17 protein-coding genes are annotated in these 20,528 nt (G+C 66.4%); 6 read left to right on the forward strand and 11 right to left on the reverse strand.

Annotated elements, in window-relative coordinates; translation table 11 throughout:
- Positions 1–87: 87 nt before the first annotated feature.
- The 4 genes from ACCQ04_RS17200 to ACCQ04_RS17215 all read right to left on the reverse strand — a co-directional run bounded on the left by ACCQ04_RS17200 (position 88) and on the right by ACCQ04_RS17215 (position 3,579).
- The gene (locus ACCQ04_RS17200) at positions 88–1,458 is read right to left on the reverse strand and encodes a pyridoxal-phosphate dependent enzyme (RefSeq protein ID WP_046344410.1); all 1,371 of its coding nucleotides are present in this window, start codon (positions 1,456–1,458) and stop codon (positions 88–90) included.
- 286 nt (positions 1,459–1,744) lie between these two features.
- Positions 1,745–1,963: an HP1242/YdcH family protein gene (locus ACCQ04_RS17205; RefSeq protein ID WP_002814034.1), complete on the reverse strand. Its 219-nt coding sequence runs from the start codon at positions 1,961–1,963 to the stop codon at positions 1,745–1,747.
- 345 nt (positions 1,964–2,308) lie between these two features.
- The gene (locus ACCQ04_RS17210) at positions 2,309–3,199 is read right to left on the reverse strand and encodes a coiled-coil domain-containing protein (RefSeq protein ID WP_184379321.1); all 891 of its coding nucleotides are present in this window, start codon (positions 3,197–3,199) and stop codon (positions 2,309–2,311) included.
- On the reverse strand, positions 3,196–3,579 hold the full coding sequence (locus tag ACCQ04_RS17215; protein WP_039525328.1) for a DUF4398 domain-containing protein: 384 nt from the start codon (positions 3,577–3,579) through the stop codon (positions 3,196–3,198). The genes ACCQ04_RS17210 and ACCQ04_RS17215 overlap by 4 nt, the downstream gene beginning before the upstream one ends.
- A gap of 98 nt (positions 3,580–3,677) precedes the next feature.
- Here ACCQ04_RS17215 and ACCQ04_RS17220 point away from each other — a divergent pair, with 98 nt between their 5' ends.
- On the forward strand, positions 3,678–4,811 hold the full coding sequence (locus ACCQ04_RS17220; RefSeq protein ID WP_016900968.1) for a PilT/PilU family type 4a pilus ATPase: 1,134 nt from the start codon (positions 3,678–3,680) through the stop codon (positions 4,809–4,811).
- Positions 4,812–5,094: 283 nt separating this feature from the next.
- Here ACCQ04_RS17220 and maiA read toward each other — a convergent pair whose 3' ends face one another.
- Positions 5,095–5,760 carry a maleylacetoacetate isomerase gene (maiA, locus tag ACCQ04_RS17225; RefSeq protein WP_226427476.1) on the reverse strand — a complete coding sequence of 222 codons (666 nt, stop codon included), beginning with the start codon at positions 5,758–5,760 and terminating at the stop codon, positions 5,095–5,097.
- A 43-nt stretch (positions 5,761–5,803) separates the two neighbouring features.
- Positions 5,804–6,862, reverse strand: coding sequence for a fumarylacetoacetate hydrolase family protein (locus ACCQ04_RS17230; protein ID WP_026064014.1), 1,059 nt, complete (start codon positions 6,860–6,862; stop codon positions 5,804–5,806).
- A 308-nt stretch (positions 6,863–7,170) separates the two neighbouring features.
- On the opposite strand from ACCQ04_RS17230, the gene ACCQ04_RS17235 reads away from it, so the two are divergent.
- Entirely contained in the window at positions 7,171–8,559 is a 1,389-nt protein-coding gene (locus ACCQ04_RS17235) for a DEAD/DEAH box helicase (protein WP_046344419.1), read from the forward strand.
- A gap of 155 nt (positions 8,560–8,714) precedes the next feature.
- Here the strand turns inward: ACCQ04_RS17235 and ACCQ04_RS17240 are convergent, their stop codons facing one another.
- A complete protein-coding gene (locus ACCQ04_RS17240; RefSeq protein WP_372358575.1) occupies positions 8,715–11,000 on the reverse strand; it encodes a transferrin receptor-like dimerization domain-containing protein in 2,286 nt (761 codons plus the stop codon).
- Between the two features lie 108 nt (positions 11,001–11,108).
- Positions 11,109–13,736: a TonB-dependent receptor gene (locus ACCQ04_RS17245; protein WP_226427478.1), complete on the reverse strand. Its 2,628-nt coding sequence runs from the start codon at positions 13,734–13,736 to the stop codon at positions 11,109–11,111.
- A gap of 280 nt (positions 13,737–14,016) precedes the next feature.
- On the opposite strand from ACCQ04_RS17245, the gene queD reads away from it, so the two are divergent.
- Both queD and ACCQ04_RS17255 read left to right on the forward strand, forming a co-directional pair.
- Positions 14,017–14,370 (forward strand): 6-carboxytetrahydropterin synthase QueD, encoded by a 354-nt coding sequence (queD, locus tag ACCQ04_RS17250; protein WP_039529685.1) that lies wholly within the window; start codon positions 14,017–14,019, stop codon positions 14,368–14,370.
- 192 nt (positions 14,371–14,562) lie between these two features.
- Positions 14,563–14,925, forward strand: coding sequence for a phasin family protein (locus tag ACCQ04_RS17255; RefSeq protein ID WP_039518815.1), 363 nt, complete (start codon positions 14,563–14,565; stop codon positions 14,923–14,925).
- Positions 14,926–15,177: 252 nt separating this feature from the next.
- Here the strand turns inward: ACCQ04_RS17255 and bioD are convergent, their stop codons facing one another.
- Entirely contained in the window at positions 15,178–15,852 is a 675-nt protein-coding gene (bioD, locus tag ACCQ04_RS17260; protein WP_226427479.1) for a dethiobiotin synthase, read from the reverse strand.
- Between the two features lie 116 nt (positions 15,853–15,968).
- On the opposite strand from bioD, the gene msrC reads away from it, so the two are divergent.
- Both msrC and ACCQ04_RS17270 read left to right on the forward strand, forming a co-directional pair.
- Positions 15,969–16,451 carry a free L-methionine (R)-S-oxide reductase MsrC gene (gene msrC, locus ACCQ04_RS17265; RefSeq protein WP_104593589.1) on the forward strand — a complete coding sequence of 161 codons (483 nt, stop codon included), beginning with the start codon at positions 15,969–15,971 and terminating at the stop codon, positions 16,449–16,451.
- On the forward strand, positions 16,448–16,840 hold the full coding sequence (locus ACCQ04_RS17270; RefSeq protein ID WP_226427480.1) for a TfoX/Sxy family protein: 393 nt from the start codon (positions 16,448–16,450) through the stop codon (positions 16,838–16,840). The genes msrC and ACCQ04_RS17270 overlap by 4 nt, the downstream gene beginning before the upstream one ends.
- A gap of 107 nt (positions 16,841–16,947) precedes the next feature.
- Here the strand turns inward: ACCQ04_RS17270 and ACCQ04_RS17275 are convergent, their stop codons facing one another.
- Positions 16,948–17,859 (reverse strand): alpha/beta hydrolase, encoded by a 912-nt coding sequence (locus ACCQ04_RS17275; protein ID WP_226427581.1) that lies wholly within the window; start codon positions 17,857–17,859, stop codon positions 16,948–16,950.
- Between the two features lie 95 nt (positions 17,860–17,954).
- Positions 17,955–20,171, reverse strand: a complete 2,217-nt coding sequence (locus ACCQ04_RS17280; protein ID WP_506191518.1) for a TonB-dependent siderophore receptor — start codon at positions 20,169–20,171, stop codon at positions 17,955–17,957.
- Between the last annotated feature and the right edge of the window lie 357 nt (positions 20,172–20,528).

Here is a 20,528-nt window from a genome sequence, read left to right on the forward strand (position 1 = left end):
AGGTTCCCGGAAAAAGTGGCGGATTGTAGCAAGCAGGTCTGAATGGCCGGTGCCGCGCGTCCCATCCGGGCGCGCGGCCAGCTGCGATCACTGCACGCGGCGGCGCAGGTAGTTGAGCAGGTCGATGCGGGTGATCAGGCCCAGGAACTGGTTGCCGTCCATGACGATGGCGACCTGGCCGCGGTCGAACACCGGCAGCAGCGCCTCGATCGGCGAGGCGACATCCAGGCGATCGAGCTTGCTGACCATGGCAGTGGAGATCGGGTCGCGGAAGCGTGCCTCGTCGCCGTACACATGCAGCAGCACGTCGCTCTCGTCGACGATGCCGACCAACTCCCCGTCATCGATGACCGGCAGCTGCGAGACGTCGTACAGCTTCATGCGCTGGTAGGCAGTGGTCAGCAGGTCCTTCGGTCCGACCACCACGGTGTCGCGCTTGTTGTACGGGCGCAGGATCAGGTCGCGCAGGTCGCCGTGCTGCGGGCGCTCCAGGAAGCCGTTGTCCAGCATCCAGTAGTCGTTGTACATCTTGGACAGGTACTTGTTGCCGGTATCGCAGACGAACACCAGCACGCGCTTGGGCGTGGTCTGCTCGCGGCAATACTTCAGCGCGGCGGCCAGCAAGGTACCGGTGGACGAGCCGCCGAGGATGCCCTCCTTGGCCAGCAGCTCGCGCGCGGTGTGGAAGCTTTCCGCGTCGGTGATCGAATAGGCCTTCTTGACCCGCGAAAAATCGGAGATGTCCGGCAGGAAGTCCTCGCCGATGCCTTCGACCAGCCAGCTGCCGGACTTCTCGCTGACCGTGCCCTCTTCGATGTACTGGGTCAGGATCGAGCCGACCGGGTCGGCCAGCACTAGCTCGGTGTGCGGCGAGGCGGTGGCGAAGGCGCGCGACAGGCCGGTCATGGTACCGGAGCTGCCGCAGCCGAACACGATCGCATCCAGATCGTTGTCCATCTGCGCCAGGATCTCCGGGCCGGTGCCGAATTCGTGCGCGGCCGGGTTATCCGGGTTGCCGAACTGGTTGATGAAGTAGGCGCCCGGGGTCTCGGTGGCGATCTTGGCGGCCAGGTCCTGGTAGTACTCCGGGTGGCCCTTGGCCACGTCCGACCGGGTCAGCACCACCTGGGCGCCCATGGCCTTGAGGTTGAAGATCTTCTCGCGGCTCATCTTGTCCGGCACCACCAGGATCAACCGGTAGCCCTTCTGCTGGGCGACCAGTGCCAGACCCAGGCCGGTGTTGCCGGCGGTGCCTTCGACCAGGGTCGCGCCCGGGGTGAGGTCGCCACGCTGTTCGGCCGCCTCGATCATCGACAGGCCGATGCGGTCCTTGATCGATCCGCCGGGGTTGGCCGCCTCCAGCTTGAGGAACAGCTCGCAGACGCCGGTGTCCAGGTGCTGTGCCTTGACGATCGGCGTGTTGCCGATCAGTTCGAGTACGGAGGAATGGATCGCCATCGGAATATCGTCACTGCGTCGCGCGGGGCTTGGCCGCCCATTATCCGACGAACGGCTGGGGAATGCTCATTCAGACTGGAACCGATCGCGCCGGCCCGTGAACGGGCGGGCTCAGCCAGCGCTGCGCCGCTACCACCGGCATGAGTGCGCGGCCGCCAGGCGGGCATCGCGCCCTGCCGCCAGGCGCGTGACACGGGTTGCGCAAATAAAGACGCGGACGGTGGCAAGCCGACGAGGAGGCCGCCACCGCCCGCGGCGGTGAACTTGTTCTAGCGGTGGGGAAGGATCAGTGGGTGAGCTGGTCGTACATCCGGGTGAGCTTTTCTTTCGCCTGCAACTTCTCGCGCTTCATCTGGCCCAAGGTCACGTCGTCGATGGGGAGCACCCCGAGTTCGGCATCCATGCATTTCTTGTTCAAGAGCTTGTGGCGTTGGTACAGCTGCTTGAACTCGGGATCGGACTTGACCAATGCGTCGATTTCGGTCTGCGGTTGCCCTTCGAACATGGCGTTACCTCCTTCACTTGAAACACTTAAAACAAGAACGCCCCGGCCGCGGGCGGCACGGGGCGCTGCTTGGGGATGGAAGACTCGCGGATCACAATGGCAAGCGCACTGGCGGAACCAAAAAGCTGTCCACCGAATTGCGTTGATGCGTGCCCTTGCGTCACTGGCCCGGCCCTCCGTACTTCCAGGCAGCGGAGTGCTGCCCGGGAGTACGACCCTACGCCGGTCGCGGAGGGGGTTCAAGGCCAGAACGGCTGCTTTTGCCGTTCCCTGCCTCAATCAGTGACCGCGGTTCAACCGGGCGTCATGCCCGGGTTAAAAGACCTTAACTTCCAACCACTTGCATTACGGCGCGACAACCACCTCGGCAGCGCGCGTCTTGCTGGCGGCGGCCTTGGTGCCATTGACCTGCAGCCGTGCGCTGGCGACACCGGCAGCCACCAAGGCATCGCGTAACGCTTCGGCCCGCTTCTTGGCGGTGGCCGCATCGCTGTCGTAGCCGACGATGCTGACCCGGCCTTTCTTGCCGATGTTCAGATACTCGGCCAGTGCCTTGGCCTGCCCCGCAGCATCGCCGGACAGCGCGGCCTTGCCACCGAAGGCGCCACTACCCAGCGAAAACACTTCGCCGCGGCTGTCGAACTTGGCGGAAGGCAACTTGGCCCCGGCCACCAGCTCGGCTTCTTCATGCGCCAGTTGCACCGCTTTTTGCTGGGCCGCATTGAGCTTGGCGGTCTGCTTGCCGGCCACGCTGGTCAGCGCCAGCTCGGCGTCCTGACGGGCCAGGGTCTCCTGTTCGGCCGCCTGACGCATGCGCTCGGCCTCTTCGGCCTGGATCTGCGCCTGCACGCGCAGACGCTCGGCTTCCTGGCGCGCGCGCGAGGCGTCGCGGCGGCTGGCTTCGATCAGCAGGTCGTTGCGGGTGCCCTCCAATCGATCCAGCTCGCGCCGCGCCAGTGCGGTGCGGGCGGTGAGTTCGGCGATTTCGACCCGACGGTCGGCCAGGAACACCAGCTCGTCGCGGTCGCGCCGCTTGGCCTCGGCCAGCGCCGCCACGCTCTGCTGCGCCTGCAGCCGCTCGAAGCGGGCCAGTTCATTGGTCTGCGGGTCGTTCTGCAGCGCGGCCAGGCGCCGGTTGAGCGCGTCGGCCTGCGGGTCGTCCTTGGCCGCCATTGCCAGCGACGGGACGGTGACCAGACTCAGTACACCCAGATAGAGAAGCGGACGCAGTTTCATCGGCCGGCCTCCCCGGTGTTGAGGCTGTTCTGCAGTTGCGCCACTTCCTTGCGCCGCTGTTCCAGCTGGGCGGTGACCACCGCCTCTTCGCTGCGCGCCTTGGCCAGATCGGCGTCGGCCGCTGCGCGCAAGGCGATCTGTGGCACCTGCTTGCGCTGGCGCTTGTCCAGTTGAGCCTGCTGGGCCTGCATCAGTTCCTGGCGGGCCAGATTGACCAGATCGGGCGCGTACTGGTCGGCATCGGCCTGGGTGGCGCGTTGCACCGCCTGTTCGGCGGCGGTGAGCTCCGGTGCCACCTGGGCGGCAGCAGGAGAGGAAAGAACCATGAAACAGGCGATGCCATACAGGGATCGCCGCAAGTATGCGAAGCTAGCCGTCATTAGGGGAGCCGTAGCGAGAAGTCTCGAGCACGGCCATTGTCGGAAGCCTGCGGCGGACTTGCAACGAGACGCTGCCGTTTGTTGGGGAACCATTGCGCATGGATATCGGCTACTTCCTGAAGCTGATGACCGAAAAGAATGCCTCGGACATGTTCTTGACCACCGGCGCACCGGTGTACATCAAGATCGAAGGCAAGCTCTACCCGCTCGGCAATACGGGGTTGCCGCCGGGAATGGTCAAGAAAATCGCTTATTCATTGATGGACGAAGGCCAGGTACCGCAGTTCGAGCGCGAGCTGGAGCTCAACATGGCCATCGCCCTGTCCGACGCCGGGCGCTTCCGCGTGAACGTGTTCAAGCAGCGCGGCGAGGTGGGCATGGTGATCCGCGCCATCCGCAGCCGGATCCCCAGCATCGAAGAGCTCAACCTGCCGCAGGTGCTCAAGGACGTCATCATGACCCCGCGCGGGCTGGTGCTGGTGGTCGGCTCGACCGGCTCGGGCAAGTCGACCTCGCTGGCCTCGATGATCGACCACCGCAACAGCACCACCACCGGGCACATCCTCACCATCGAGGACCCGATCGAATATCTGCACAAGCACAAGATGTCGATCGTGAACCAGCGCGAGGTGGGCCTGGACACGCACGCCTTCCAGAGCGCGCTGAAAAACGCGATGCGCGAGGCGCCGGACGTGATCCTGATCGGCGAGATCCTGGATGCCGAGACCATGGAGGCGGCGATCGCCTTCGCCGAGACCGGCCACCTGTGTCTGGCGACGCTGCACTCCAACAATGCCGACCAGACCATCGAGCGCATCCTCAATTTCTTCCCCGAGAGCGCGCACAAGAACGTGCTGATGAACCTGGCACTGAACCTGCGCGCCGTGGTGTCGCTGCGCCTGGTCAAGGGCGTGGACGGACGCCGCCGGCCGGCGACCGAAGTGCTGCTCAACACGCCGATGATCCGCGACCTGCTGCGCCGTGGCCAGGTGCACGAGGTCAAGCAGGCGATGGAGGAATCGCTTGAAGAAGGCATGCAGACCTTCGACCAATGCCTGTTCCGCATGGTCAAGTCCGGCGAAATCGAGCAGGAGGAAGCGCTGCGCGCGGCCGACTCGCGCGATGGCCTGGCGCTGAAGTTCCGCCTGTCCGAGGGCGGTTCCGGCGAGCACGACCCGTACGCGGATTACGAAACGGCAGCAGCGCCGAAGATCAGCCACGGCTTTATCTGATCATCGGCAGGTGCGCGCTATTGCCGCGCACCTGCCCGGCGCGGCGGATTGCGCAGGGCCGTTGCCGGCGTACGAGCGGTGCGCACGGTTGGGACAGCGCAGCGGCTAGCTCCGATCAACCCATGAGTGCCGCCGAGCGCGGCCGGTGCCCAGTGCGCGGAGACCGCGCGCCCGCCTGCGCACCACCCGGCCAACCGACAACCGCTCGCTACCGGTACCTGCCCTGCCCGGGCTGCGATTCAACGCGGATGTGCCCCCGCACCAGGCTAAGGCCTGCCGCCGATCAGGCCGGCACCGCGTCGGCCTGCATTTCCGGCCGCGCCGCCGCGAATGCCGGCAATGCCAGGCAGGCCTGTTCGATGCGTTGCAGGATCGGATACGCCGTCAGATCGACGTCGAAACGGCGCGCGTTGTAGAGCTGCGGGATCAGCAGGCAATCGGCCAGGCCCGGCGTGTCGCCGTGGCAGAACGTGCCGGTATGCGGATCACCGGCCAACTGCGCTTCCATCGCCGCAAAACCGCGCTGCATCCAGTGCCGCGTCCATTGCTGGCGCTGCGCAGCATCCAGCTGCCATTCGCGCTCGAAAAACTGGGTGACGCGCAGGTTGTTGAGCGGATGCACGTCGCAGGCGATTACCTGCGCCAGGGCGCGCACGCGGGCGCGCGCGGCCGGCGCTGCGGGCAGCAGCCGCGCGCTGTCCGGGAACGCCTCTTCCAGATACTCCAGGATCGCCAGCGACTGCGGAATCACCACCGCGCCGTGCCGTAACGTGGGCACCAGTTCCTGCGGGTTGAGCTGCGCGTAGGCCGGTGCATGCTGCTCGCCGCCGTCGCGCACCAGATGCACCGGATGCGCGAGGTAGGCCAGCGCCTTCAGGTGCAGGCCGATACGCACGCGATACGCGGCGCTGGAGCGCCAGTACGAGAACAGTTCCAGTGGCGCGCTCATGCCCGGCCTCGCAGGCAGTGTTGTGCAGACGCCCTTGCCGATCTCATGGCAGCGGCTGACGTTCGACCCGCTGTTCGATCGCACCGAAGATGCTGGCGCCATCGGCAGCGAACATCTCGATCCGCACCACGTCGCCAAAGGACAGGAACGGCGTGCTCGGGGTGCCGTCGCGCAGGGTTTCCACCACGCGCTGCTCGGCAAAGCACGAGGCGCCCAGCGTGGTGTCCTGATTGGCGATGGTGCCGGAGCCGACGATGGTGCCGGCCGAGAGCGGCCGCGTCCTGGCGGCGTGGGCGATCAGCTGGGCGAAGTCGAACTGCATGTCGTTGCCGGCTTCCGGCGCGCCGAACCAGGCACCATTGACGTGGGTGACCAGCGGCAGGTGCACCTTGTTGTCGCGCCAGGCCTCGTCCAGTTCATCCACGGTGACGAACACCGGCGACAGCGCCGAGCGCGGTTTGGATTGCACGAAGCCGAAGCCCTTGGCGAGCTCGGCCGGGATCAGATTGCGCAGCGACACGTCGTTGACCAGGCCGACCAACTGGATATGCGCGGCGGCCTGCTCGGGCGAGGCGCCCATCGGCACATCGTCGGTGATCACCACCAGTTCGGCCTCCAGATCGATGCCGTGGTCTTCGCTGATCACCTTGATCGCATCACGCGGGCCGTAGAACCCGGCGCTGGTGGCCTGGTACATCAGCGGGTCGGTGTAGAAGCTTTCCGGCACCTCGGCATTGCGCGCACGGCGCACGCGCTCCACGTGCGGCAGGTAGGCGCTGCCGTCGACGAACTCGTAGGCGCGCGGCAACGGTGCGGCCAGCGCCTGCAGATCCAGATCGAACACGCCATCGGCGCTGCCCTCGTTGAGCGAGGCCGACAAGGCATTCAGGCGCGGCGCGACATTGCTCCAGTCTTCCAGCGCGCGCTGCAGCGTGGGCGCAATGCCGGTGGCGCGGACCGCGGTGCGCAGGTCGCGCGCGACCACGATCAGGCTGCCATCGCGGCCGCCCTCCTTCAGGGAACCTAGCTTCATGACCGTCCTGTGCTGTGGCTGATCGGTCGATTGTACGGCCTGTCGCAACAGTGGTTGCAACTGAAACAACTGACCCGTAGCCCAACCGATGAACTCGCCTTTTGTGCAGCGCGCCAAACGCGCGTACACTGGCGCGGTCTGCATGCGGCCGTCCGTTTCCCTTAGGGACAGCCGGCGAGGCCAGGATCGATCGATCCGCTCGCCCGCCCCACCCGACGCCTTTCGTGGTGCCGACAAACCCATCGCTTCTTGATTGGGTTGTTCCACCATCTCGCAGCGCGGTTCACGGGAACGCTCCGAGCCTCACTTTTTTGCATCTGCAATGCGTTTGCGCTCCGGGCCTGGCCTGGCGGCGACGCTTTACTTGGAGCTTCCTGATGTCTTTTGAATCCCTGGGCCTGGCGCCCTTCCTGCTGCGCGCGTTGGCCGAGCAGGGTTACGAAACCCCCACTGCGATCCAGCAGCAGGCCATCCCGCTGGTGTTGGCAGGGCATGACCTGCTGGCCGGCGCACAGACCGGTACCGGCAAGACCGCCGCGTTCGGCCTGCCGCTGCTGCAGCACCTGGGCACCTCGCCGCAGCCGGTCAACGGCCCGCGCAAGCCGCGCGCGCTGATCCTGACCCCCACCCGCGAGCTGGCCACCCAGGTGCACGACAGCCTGCGCGGCTACAGCAAGTACCTGCGCATCCCGAGCGCGGTGATCTACGGCGGCGTGGGCATGGGCAACCAGCTCGATACCCTGCGTCGCGGCGTGGACCTGCTGATCGCCTGCCCGGGCCGGCTGATCGACCATATCGAGCGCCGCAGCGTGGACCTGTCCGGCATCGAAGTGCTGATCCTGGACGAAGCCGATCGCATGCTCGACATGGGCTTCCTGCCGTCTATCAAGCGCATCCTGACCAAGCTGCCGCGCCAGGACCGTCAGACCCTGCTGTTCTCGGCAACGTTCGAAGAGAACATCAAGCAGCTGGCGCTGGAGTTCATGCGCAACCCGATGCAGATCCAGGTCACCCCGAGCAACACCGTGGCCGAGAGCATCACCCACCGCGTGCACCCGGTCGATGGCGCGCGCAAACGCGACCTGCTGCTGCACCTGCTGGCGCAGGACAGCCGCGAGCAGACCCTGGTGTTCGCCCGCACCAAGCACGGCAGCGACAAGCTGGCGCTGTTCCTGGAAAAGTCCGGCATCAAGACCGCGGCGATCCATGGCAACAAGAGCCAGGGCCAGCGCATGCGCGCGCTGAGCGACTTCAAGGCCGGCCGCGTGACCGTGCTGGTGGCCACCGATATTGCCGCGCGCGGCATCGACATCGACCAGTTGCCCAAGGTCATCAACTACGACCTGCCGATGGTGGCCGAGGATTACGTGCACCGCATCGGCCGCACCGGCCGTAACGGTTCCACCGGCGAGGCGATCTCGCTGGTGGCGCAGGACGAAGCCAAGCTGCTGCGCCAGATCGTGCGCATGCTGGGCCGCGACGTGGAAATCCGCGACGTGCCGGGTTACGAGCCGCAGACCCCGATCCGTTGGGGCAACAGCGCGCCGGGCCGTGCCGAGCAGCCGGGCGGCGATCGCGCCCCGCGCAAGAGCCACGCCCGTCGTCCGCATGGCGATGCACCGCGTCAGGCGCATGCGCATGCCGGCCCGAAGAAGCCGGGCGGCCAGCGCAGCAGCGGTCCGCGTCAGGCCGGTGTTGCCGCCGGTGCCGGTGCAGGCCGTCGCGATGGTGGCCGTGGCGGTCAGCGTCCGAGCGGCTCGCGCTGACGCCGGAGCGCCGGTACGACCGGCGCCCAGGTCTGCGTTGAACTGAAAGAAAAAGCCGCCCTTCGGGGCGGCTTTTTTGTGCGCGTCGTGCAGCCGATGCGCACTGGGTGCGAACCGGACTGCGGGTAAACCTCCGACGCAATCCGTCACGCCCCCTAGCCTTCGATCAACGCGGTATTGCGATCGATCGCCTCGCGATACCGATCCAGCACCGCGGCGGTCTGCACGATGTAGGCGCTCAGATCCTCCCAGCGCCGGTCTTCCAGCGCTTCGCGGATGCCGGGCAAGGTCTTGACCTCGTATCCGGTGGCCAGGCCGGGCGCGTAGATCAGGTTCCGGTACCACGGCCGCCCCGGCAGACCGCCTTCGGCCAGCAGGGTCTGGTCGATGCGCTGCAGCGAGGCATTGAGCGTGCCGCGCACACGTGCATCCAACCCGCCGCCGCGCGATGCCAGTGCATCGTCATAGCGTCTGGCGCTGGTTTGTAGGCGGGTAATGGCCTGATCCAGTGCGGCAAAGTCGATCTGCGGCACTGCGGCTTTCGGCTCGGGGGCGCGTTGCGACCGGTTCGGGTTATCGATGGCGGCATAGGCACCGGCCTGCAACAACTCGGCCTGGGTGCGGGCGGCAGTGCGGTCGCTGTCGGCCTGCTGCTTGAGCTCCTGCGCGTAGCCGGCCACCGCATCGGCGAAGTCGCCGAAGCGTTGCGGCAACACCGGCGCGTTGGCGACGCGCAGCACCGTGCGGCCGACCGTCTGCGACAGCAGCGGCAGATAGCTGAAATCCGGGTCGATATAGCGCGCGAAATAATCGTAGGAGTCGTACAGCGAGTCATAGACACCGCTGCCGCCGCCCTGCCCGCCATAGCCCAGATCCAGCGTGGTCAGCCCCAGATGCTGCAGGAACGGGCTGTAGTCGCTGCCCGAGCCCAGCGCCTTCAGCGGCACGTCGCCGCCGGCCGCGAGCTGCTTGGCAATGTCTTTTTGCGCCGGCTTGGCGGTGGGCGCCAGCGCATCGATGCGGGCACGGGCACGTTGCCGTTCGAGCACGCTCACGCCGCTGTCGGGGTCGCGTAGATCCGCCGCCACGCCGTTGACCAGGCGTTGCAGCGCGTGGCTGCCGCCGGCATTGAGAAAGCCGCGCCCGTTGCCGTCGGTGTTGACGTACAGCACCGCCTTGCGGCGCAGTTCGTCGGCGTGCTGTTCGGCCCATTCGGTGGAGCCGAGCAGGCCGGCCTCCTCGCCGTCCCAACTGGCGTAGACGAGCGTGCGCTTGGGGCGCTGCCCCTGCCTGGCCAGCTCGCCGATCGCCTTGGCTTCGGCCAGCAAGGCGGTGGTACCCGAGAGCGGATCGGCCGCACCGAACACCCAGCCGTCGCGGTGATTGCCGCGCACCACCCACTGGTCCGGATACTCGCTGCCACGCAGGGTGGCGATGACGTTGTAGATGGTCTTGCTGCCCCACTCCGCGTCCACCTTGAGATGCACGCGCGCGGTGTCGTCGCCGCCGATGCGGTAGGTGATCGGCAGCGCGCCACGCCAGTCCTCCGGTGCCACCGGCCCGCCCAGCGCGGCCAGCAAGGGCTGCGCATCGCCCCAACTGATCGGCAGGGTCGGGATCTTCAACACGCTGCCGGCCTGGTCGATCTTCAGGCGTTTGGCGCCCTTGCTGGCGCCGACGCCCGGGGTCAGCGGATCGCCGGGATAGATCGCGAAATTGGCGACCGAGCCGCGTTGCACGCTCCACTGGTTGCGCGCCGGGCCATCCGGATACGCCCGATCCTGGAAATAACCGTCGTCGCGCGGGTCGGAATAGATGATCGCGCCGATCGCGCCATGCTCCTGCGCCAGCCGCGGCTTGAGCCCACGCCAGCCCTTGCCGTAGCGGGCGATGACGATCTTGCCGCGCACATCCACGCCGTTGCGTGCCAGCGCTTCGTAGTCTTCGGCGATGCCGTAATTGACGTAGACCAGATCGCCGGTGACATCGCCGTTGCCGCCGTAGATCACATACGGCGGCAGCACGTTTTCGGTCTGGGTGGAGGTGCTGTCGCCCGGCAGCGGCGGCTCTTTCAGACGCGCGACATACGGCTTGGGGCCGAGCAATTCCAGCTGCGAGCTCCTGGGCGAGGGCCACAGCACCTCGAAGGTTTCGATGCGCGCATCCCAACCGTAGCCGCGCAAGCGCGTTTGCAGATCGCGCGCGTTCTCCAGGTTATGCGGCGAACCAACGTGATTGGGCGCCGACGACCATTGCTTCAACCAGCCGCGATAATCGGCGTCCTTCAGGCCGCTATCGAAACGCGCTTCCAGCGCGCGCTGCGCCTGTGCGGCAGCGGCGTCATAACCCGGCAGCGCAACGGGTTGGGCCGCAGGTTGGGCAGCGAGGGAAGGTGCGACAAAGGCCAGGGCGAGCAGCCAGGCATGCGGCGAAGACGTCATCGGAGTTCCTTGGAAAGTGTCCGGGGGCGAATGGCGATTGGGTTGAGACAGCACGCTGGAGCACGCACGCACCATCGCACGGGCGTGCATGGGCCGTGCGTATTCCGGTCAGAATCGATAGTCCAGGCCCACGGTGAAGTAACGCCCGCGCAGGTCGTATTGGGTGAAGTCGTAAGGCGCACGAATGCCCGGGAACGAGGCGTCGACCGGCGGCTGCTTGTCGGCCAGGTTCTCGATCTTGGCGTACAGGGTCAGCTTGTCGATGCCGGTGTAACCCAGGTACAGGTCGAACTGGTTGTAGTCGCCCACGCGCGACTGCACGGCAGTGGCCGCGGCGCTGGCCTTCTGGTCGTAGCCGCCGGTGTAGTACCAGGTCAGTGCGGCGCTGACGGTGCCCAGGTTCCAGTCCAGCGTGGTGGTGGCCTTGTTGCGTGGCAGCGACGGGCCGAGATTGCTGCCGGCGTAATCCTGCAACGGGCCACCGACCACGGTGGGGCGGCGGTAATCGCGCACATGGGTATAGGCGGTATTGAGGCCGAAGTTGCCGGCTGCCTCGGTGCGCCAGCGCTGACGCAGTTCGACATCGACTCCCGAGGTCGTCAGCTCGCTGAGGTTCTGGTAGCGGTTGTACACCGCCACCAGGGTGCCGCGCTCGTTGCGGATCACGTCGGCCGGGTCGTTGTTCTGCACGATGGTGGCGTTGTTGCCGGTGCCGACCAGATTCTCCAGTTCGATCTTGTACCAGTCCACGCTCAGGCTGGTGTCGGCCCACGGCGACAGCACCACGCCCAGGTTGTAGCTGCGCGTGCGCTCGGGTTCGAGCGCGGTGTTGCCGACGGTGAAGAAGGTCGGGTTCTGGCGCGAGCCCGGCACGTCCGGATCGAATGGGTCGACCACCGAGCCGTAGGAGATGTTGGTGCTGGCCGCATTCTCCGACAACGACGGTGCGCGAAAGCCGCGCGAGGCGGCCGCGCGCACCAGCACGGCGTCCAGCGGCTGCCAGCGCAGGCTAGCCTTGGGCGAAAACGCCTCGCCGAAATCGCTGTAGTGATCGCCGCGCCCGGCCAGTTGCAGTTCCAGCGATCGCAGCAGCGGCAGGTTGACCTCGGCATACAGCGCCGACACCCTGCGCTCGCCATCCACCGCGGCAATCGCGGGGCGGATCTGCAGGCCCTGGTCGATCTGCCAGGGATTGCGCGAGACCAGTTCCTCCTGCCGCCACTCGGCACCGGCGGCGAACCCGACGCTGCCGGCCGGCAGCTCGAACAGGTTGCCGGACACCTTGGCATCGACGCCGCGCAGCGTCGATTGCGCCGGGCGCAGCGTGCTGAGGTTGATGCCGTCGATCACCGACTGCGGCGTGGCGGACGGGTCGAGCAGGTTGTAACTGCCGTCAGCCAGCGCCTGCGCCAGCGTGAAGCGGTTGGCGAAGCCACCGGACACGGTTTCGTGCTCGGTGCTGCGTGCGGCGAACGCAGCCGCCTCCCAATCCCAGCGTTCGGTCTTGCCGCGCACGCCGCCGAGAAAGCGGTAGGACTGCGAGCGATTGGTTTTGACCGTCTGGCCCAGGTCGAAAAAGGTGTATTCGATCGGCACCGCAGTGCCGTACGGGTTGTACGGGCTGGAGGCCGGCAACAGGTTGGACACCGGCTCAGCCAGCCCGCTGCTGGCGTTCAAGGCGAAGCGGCCGCCTTCCAGGGTGAAATACGGGCTGGAGCCGAAGATCGACACGCCCTTGACCTCGCTGTAGAGCGCCTCGCCGAACGCTTCGACATTGTCGCTGAGCCGGAAGGTGGCGTTGGTGTAGGCCTGATAGCGCTTGGTCGAGGGAATCAGCGTGGTGAACGGGGCCTGGTTGAAGCCGCAGGTGTCGCCGGCCAGGCCGTCGATCGGCGCGCTGGCGGTCAGCACGGTGCCGCTGGGGCAGTTGCCTTGCGCATCCAGCATCGGCACCGAGCGGCCGCCGACCAGGTAGCGCGCGCCCTTGGCCGACCAGCCGTTCCAGCGCCCGCCGGGCAGGTCGGTGTAGATGCCCGAGCGAGTCAGCGCGCGCTGATCCTGATCCAGCCGGTCGCGGTTGTAGGCGTCGAAACTGAAAAGGATGTTGTAGCCGTCGCGGTCCAGGTCGCCGATGCCGCCGATGAACTTGGCGCGCTGGGTATCCATGCCGCCCTGATCGGAGGTGCCGCCGCTCAGGCCCAGCTCGGCGCCCTGGAAATCCTGGCGGGTGATGATGTTGACCACCCCGGCCACCGCGTCGGAGCCGTACACGGCAGAGGCGCCATCCTTGAGCACTTCGATGCGCTCCACTGCCACAAGCGGCAATGCATTGAGGTTGACGAAGGTGTCGCCCAGGCCATTGGCGGGAAAGCCGTAGTTGGCCAGGCGGCGTCCGTTGAGCAGCACCAGGGTGTTCTTCTGCGACAGCCCGCGCAGGCCGATGCCCGCCGAGCCGGACGCCCAGCCGTTGTTGGTGGTTTCGTTGGTGGCGTTGCCGGTGTTGGCCGAGATCGAGCGCAGCGCGTCGGCCACGGTGACCTTGCCGGACTGTTCCAGCTGCTGGCGGTCGATCACCTGCACCGGGTTCGGGCCTTCGCTGTCGGTGCGCTTGATATTGGAGCCGGTGACGCTGACGCTGACGGTGGCCAGGGTCTTGCCCGTGTCGGGTGTCGCGTCGTCGGCATGGGCAGGGGGAATCAGCGCCGACAGAACGGCAGCAGACAGCAGATAAGGCATCGGGCGCTTCACGCACGGCATCCATGAATGGGGGTTTTGCAGTGGGCCATGCGCAATCGATTAACAAAAATTACAGATCTGCATAGAGATATGACGCGCGGTGACACGTCGCTGGCCGGACGCAGGAAGACGCGCGTCGGACTTTGTGTGGGCGAACGGGTGCGGCGCTCCGGCGCAACGCGACCACCCCGTGTTGCGGGTGCCACGCCAGGGCGCAGAGACGCTGTGTCGCCGCGATCGGGTCAGCCCGGCAGGCACCGGCGCACTTACAATGGCGTGCATGGATATCTTCAAAGTCTTTACGCTCGAAGCCGCGCACCGGCTTCCCAATGTGCCGCCCGGCCACAAGTGCGCCCGCCTGCACGGGCATTCGTTCCGGGTCGAGCTGCATGTCAGCGGCGAACCCGGCGCCGAGACCGGCTGGATCATGGATTTCGGCGACATCAAGGCCGCCTTCCAACCGATCTACGACCGCCTGGACCACCACTATCTCAATGACATCGAGGGGCTGGAAAACCCGACCAGCGAGCGGCTGGCGATCTGGATCTGGAACCAGCTCAAGCCGGCGCTGCCGCAGCTGAGCGAGATCGTGGTGCATGAAACCTGCACCTCCGGCTGCCGCTATCGCGGCTGATCGCGCAGCGCAGTCGTGTGACGCAAGGCCGCCTCCAGGGCGGCCTCGCCGTTTCTACGGCACGGGTAATGAATTGATTTAAAAAGGCTTTTGAGACGGTTTCGGAAATTTTCAGCAAACGTGTTGCATCGCAGCAATATCCGCGTATGCTGCAACGCAACAACGGTCACAGCCTTCCCCAAGGGGTTCGCAATGTCGGCGCAGTTCGAAAACGGCTTCAACAGCTTTGCATCTGCAGCGGCACGCGCCAACCAGTTGGCGATGGAACACGCGGAAAACGCGTTTGGCCTGCAGCTGAAGACGCTCGAACGCAACGTCAGTGCGACCACCAGCTTCTTCGGTGAGTTTGCCCAGGCCCGCGACCTTGGCGCCTACCAGACGCTCTGGCCGAAGGGGCTGCAACTGGCCCGCGACAACCTGGAACGGCTGGCCTCGGTGAATCAGGAAGTGGTTGGACTGGGATTGAAGGCATCCGATGCGCTCGGCCAACTGGCCAAGCAGCAGTTCGAGGCCAACAGCGAGCAGGCCGCCAAAGGCAAGACCCGGCGCACGTAAGCGCCGACAAAAAATTCAGCGTCTTTGCATGGGTCCCTCCCCCCATGCAATCCGGCCCGACAGATCCCTCCCTCTGTCGGGCTTTTTTATTGTCTGCGCATTGCGCGTGCTACCAATTTGACCAGGTGTTATCGCGGCGCGGGTGCACTGGAAACGCAGGGACGCAAGGCGAGTCCCCGGCGGCGCGCAAAGCTGGGACGACATCTGGCGATCCGCGTCGCAGTGACGCGGCCGCCAAACCGCCAACGTCACTCAGACCGGCACGTGCAGCCCCAGCGACTGCGCCGCGGCATCGGCGCCCGGCCGCCAGCCGATCCGGCCCCAGCACGGCATCGCCAGGCGCCGGCGCAACATGCCGATGTTCTCCTCGATGCGCTCCATCTGCGGGTCGACCTCATTGGCGATCCAGCCGATGCAGTCCAGCCCGTCGGCAGCGATCGCCGCAGCGCTCAGGCGCGCGTGATTGATGCAGCCCAGCCGGATGCCGACCACCAGCACCACGGGCAGTTTGAGCGCACGCACCAGATCGGCCTGGTCCAGATCGGCGCTCAATGGCGCAGCCCAGCCGCCGACACCTTCCACCACTACCACCTCGGCCTGCGCACGCAATTGCGCGAAGGCCTGGGCAATCGGCTCCAGCGACAGGGTCACGCCGACATCGGCGGCGGCCAGTTCCGGCGCCAGCGGTGCCGGCAAGGCATAGGGATTGAGGGTGGCGTAGTCGGGTTGCGGGGCGCTGGCGGCCTGCAGCGCCAGCGCATCTTCGTTGCGCCAGCCCTGCGGTGTGTGCTCGCAACCGCTGGCCACTGGCTTCATGCCGACCGCCGTGTGGCCCTGCCTGCGCAGTGCGTGCAGCAGCGCGGTGCTGGCCATGGTCTTGCCGATGCCGGTGTCGGTGCCGGTGACATACAACGCCGGAAGCTGCATGCGTGTGCTCCTGCGGCCGCGCCGCGGTTGCCGTGGGGCGCGCAGCATAGCGTGCGGATCCGAACGCGCGGCTGAGTCGCAATGCCGCTGCGGATGCCCGCTGCTAAACTTCGGCCATGTTCGCAACCTCTTCGCTGACCGGCAGCAAGCCGGAACAATACGCCCAGCTCACCGCCCAGGCCCAGGCCCTGGTGCATGGCGAGCCGGACCGGATCGCCAATGCCGCCAACCTGGCCGCACTGATCTTCAATGCGTTGCCGTCGCTCAACTGGGCCGGCTTCTATTTCTACGATGGCCGCGAGCTGGTGGTGGGGCCGTTCCAGGGCTTGCCGGCCTGCGTGCGCATTCCGCTGGACAAGGGCGTGTGCGGCGCGGCTGCCAGTACCCGGCAGAGTCAGCGCATTGCCGACGTGGATGCCTTCCCCGGGCACATCGCCTGCGATTCGGCCTCGCGCTCGGAGCTGGTGATTCCGCTGGTCAGGGGCGATGCGCTGATCGGCGTGCTGGATCTGGACAGCCCGGAGCTGGATCGCTTCGACGCCGACGATCAGCGCGGCCTGGAAGCCATTGCCCAGATCTTTGTCGGCGCGCTGACGTGACCACCGAACGGCTGCGCAACATCGGCCCCAAAAGTGCGGCGTGGCTGCGCCAGGTCGGCCTGCGCACGCAGCAGGATCTGCAGGCGGTGGGCGCGGTGGGCGCATTCGTCAAAGTGCGCCGCGCCGGCTTCAAGCCCAGCCTCAACCTGCTGTATTCGCTGGAAGGCGCGTTGACCGACTGCCATTGGCAGGACGTGCCGGAAGCGCGCCGGCATGCCTTGCTGGCCGAATACGAGGCAGCCAGTGCGCTGCTGCCGGTGCGCGGGCGCGCGGTCGGTGGGCCGGTGGAAACCGTGCACTACGCACGCGCCGACAACGACGATACGCACGGTGAGGTAGGCGAAGCAGACGACGAGACTGCGGACCAGAGCGACACGCGCGACGATTGAGTGCCTGCGCCGAGGTGTCACCGCTGCATGCGTGCGGCATCAACACTGCGATCCGCAGCAGCGTGCTTGTCGAGCGGGTTCTCCTCAAACGCCTGCTTGATGGGACGTCATCGACGCGTCGCTGCATCCCGCAACGTTGGCGCAAGCGATGCGCCCAACGTCTGGCCATGGCTGAGGCCTGGTAGCGATTGATAGTCGGCGGTGAGCCCGGGTAACGACGACAACAGCGCGACGAGGCGTCGGGCGGCCTGTGGATCCGCGCGCGGCCGCCCCGGGCGATCCGGTTTTGCCTTGTTCGCCGATGGTGCGCCCTCGCCTGCCATCAGCGTCAGCCGGCGCCTGGATGGCTGCGTGCCTGCCGAACCCTCCCGTGCATGGTCGACCACACGCTGCGCCTGCTGCACGACAAACCCATCGCCCCACCACAGCGACGGGTCGACCGCGACGTAGTGCTGGAACAGCTGCGGCTGCGTCAGCAACACCTGCAGCACGAACAATCCGCCATACGAATGGCCCCACAGCGTCTGCCGCTGACGGTCCACCGCCACGCGCGCTTCCACCTGCGGGCGGATGGCTGTTGCGATCAGCTGCGCGAACGCCGCCGCACCGCCGGTTCTGCGCTGCGGGTCGAGCGGATCGGTTTCCACCCGCCCGTCGCTGTAGCGCGCAGGCGTGTAGTCCAGGCTGCGCCCCACCGCATCGATGCGCAATGCGCTGTCGTCGGCGATGAACACCAGCACCGGCGCATCGCCGTGGGTGGTCAGACTGTCGAGCAGGCGCTCATCCAGCTCCATCAGCGCGGCATTGCCATCCAGCAGATACACCACCGGATACCCCGCAGCCGGTGGCGCAGCTTTGGGGGTGGCGATGCGCACGCGGTAATGGCGCTGGCCATCGGCCGAATCCAGGCGCAACGCGCTGAACACATACGAGGCACTGGGACGATCGGCGACGGTGCTGCCGATCGTGCGGCTCAGGTCCGGCTGTGCGAACGCCGGCACAGCGCCGGCGATCCACATCAGCGCAGCGGCACACGCAAGCCGCCAACGATGCTGTCGGGTCATTGCACTCTCCTGTTGCGGCGCGCACGTTCCCGCGCGGCGCCGCGTCGCTGTCAGAAACCGAAACTCAGGCTCGCCCAGTACGCGCGACCGGGTTCGTTGTAGGTGGCTGCACCCGCCGCGCCGCCGGTGTTGTTGGTGCCTTCGCGGAACAGACGGGTGTCGAACAGATTGTCCACACCGACGCCCACGCTGACCTTGCGGGTGATCCGGTAACGCGCACTGACGCCCCACAGGTCATAGGTGTCACGCGAGTCGGGCGCGATGGCGCCGCCGCTGGTGCTCGATTGCGTGGCCGACTCCTGTTTGCCGTAGAAGGTCCCGGTGAGCAGCAGCGACAAGGCCTGGGTCGGCTGCCAATCCAGCGTGGTGTTGACGGTGTATTCCGGGATCACCGACAGCGGTTGATCGGTCACGGTGTTCTTGTTCTCGATCATGTAGGTGACATTGGTGTTCCACTTCAGCTCGCGGCCCTGCTCGCCCAGCAGCGGCAACGTGAGATTACCTTCCACGCCCTGCACGATCGCTTCCGATGCGTTGGTCCACTGGAACACCTGCCCGCGCCGGTCGACGGTGATACCGACCGGCGTCATGCCGGCGACGATCTTGTTGTCGTAGGCGTTGTGGAAGTACGTCAGCGAGGCATGGTGACCGGTTTGCGGTGCCCACTCGATGCCGATCTCCTTGTTGATGCTGGTCTCCGGATCGAGGTTGTCGTTGCCCTGGATATAGCAGCCCGAACCAAGATTGGGGAACAGCACCGGGCAGCCATTGCCGCGTGTGTAATACAGATAATTGGCGTTGGACTGATACAGGTTGGGCGCCTTGAAGGCGCGCGCGATGCCGCCCTTGAGCAACCAGTCTTCGCTGAGTTTGTACTGCACGTTGAGGCTGGGGCTGAGGTTGTTGCCGAACTGGCTGTGGTGATCCAGCCGCACACCTGGCGTCAGCGTCAGCCGCTCGCTGGCGTAGATGTTGTCTTCCAGATACACCGCGTTGAGCGTGGCCTCGCTGCGTGGGCTGCGCGTGCCATTGGCAAGACCGGGAAAGCCGCCGCCGGCGCTCACCGTCTGCGACATCGAATACGCATCGCTGAGGCGACTCTGGCGGCGCTCGAAGCCCAGCGTCAGTACCTGCTCGGCCCAGGCCTGCAGCGGCATGTTGAACTCGCCGTCGATGTTGAGATTGTCGAGCGTGGCGGTGGAATTGAGCAGGCTGGCGGCAATGGAGCCTTCGGGGCCGCCGGCCAGGCCTTCGTTGAGGCGGGTATTGTCGGTGCCTTCATAGGCGGCGGTGAGGCGCGAGGTACCGAGCGCCCAGGTGCCGCGATGGGTCAGCGAGGCGGTGCGGCGGATCATGGTGTTGGTTTCGCTGCCGAACAGTGCGCCCAGATCGGCACCGGCCAGGCCATCGGCGCTGACCGCACGATCACCGGCGTACAGATTGCCCTGGCGGCTGAAGCCGGCATCGAGTTCGATCACCTGGCCTTCCATCGGATCCCAGCGCAGCAGGCCGTTGATGTCCTTGTTGCGCACGCCCTCGCGCCCGGCCGGCGGCACCGCGGCGGCACTGCTGGCAAAGCGGCGATTGAGCTCCAGTGAATCCGGATCGGTCTTGTTGAGGTTTCCATACAGGCGGAACGAGAACGTGTCGCTCAGCGGCCCGCTGAGCTGGAAGCCGGCACGCTGGCCACCGCCTTCGGCACTGTGCTGTGGCACCAGGCCGAATACCGTCATCGAGCCGGTCAGGTCGCCGGTCGGCTTCTTGGTGATGATGTTGACCACACCGCCGGAGGCACCGGAGCCGTAACGTGCCGCGGCCGGGCCGCGCAGCACTTCGATACGCTCCACCGCTTCGGCCGGCACCCAGTTGGTGTCGCCGCGCGTATTACGCTCGCCGCTGCGGCCCATGCGCACCGCATCGCGCGATCCCACCGGCTTGCCATCGACCAGGATTAGCGTGTTTTCCGGGCCCATGCCGCGCAGATCGATCTGGCGGTTGTTGCCGTACTGGCCGGAGGCGCTGTTGCCGGTGAGGTTGACGCCCGGCATGGTGCGCAGCAACTGCGACAGATCGTTGACCGGTGGGCGCCGTTCGATGTCCTCGGCGGTGATCACCGATGACCCCAAGGCCTGGCGTGCGATCTGCGCGGCGGTGACGTGCACGGTGTCCAGCGACTGCGGCTCGGCTGCAACCTCTTCGGCCGATGCGCTGCAGATGCAGCTGCCGCAACCGAGAGCAATGGCCAGCACCAGCTGACGGTGGGACAACACGGGACAACGTGCAGGCGCAGACATCCATGACCGGCGTGATGCGGACATTCTCAAACCTCTCGACAGGAGATGGACCTCTGGCGACGGCTTGAGGTGACACGATGGGGGTGATGCATGCAGCGCCGCGCCCGACGCGCGTGCGCGGCGCTGACGCAGTCAAACTTGTCCGCGCATTCTACACAGATGCGATTCATTCTCAAATCGGAACGCTGCGCTGGCATGGTCGCACGCAGGCATTGCCGCTTCCGGCAGCGCTGACGTCACCAATGACGCACACCGGTGGAGAACCGTACGCGTTAGCTGGCCGACGATGCGGCCAGCGTGCGAAAGGCCTTCATTCAAGGCGACAAACGC

This window comes from Xanthomonas sp. NCPPB 2866 (genome assembly GCF_041475745.2).
Classification (GTDB): Bacteria; Pseudomonadota; Gammaproteobacteria; order Xanthomonadales; family Xanthomonadaceae; genus Xanthomonas; species Xanthomonas arboricola.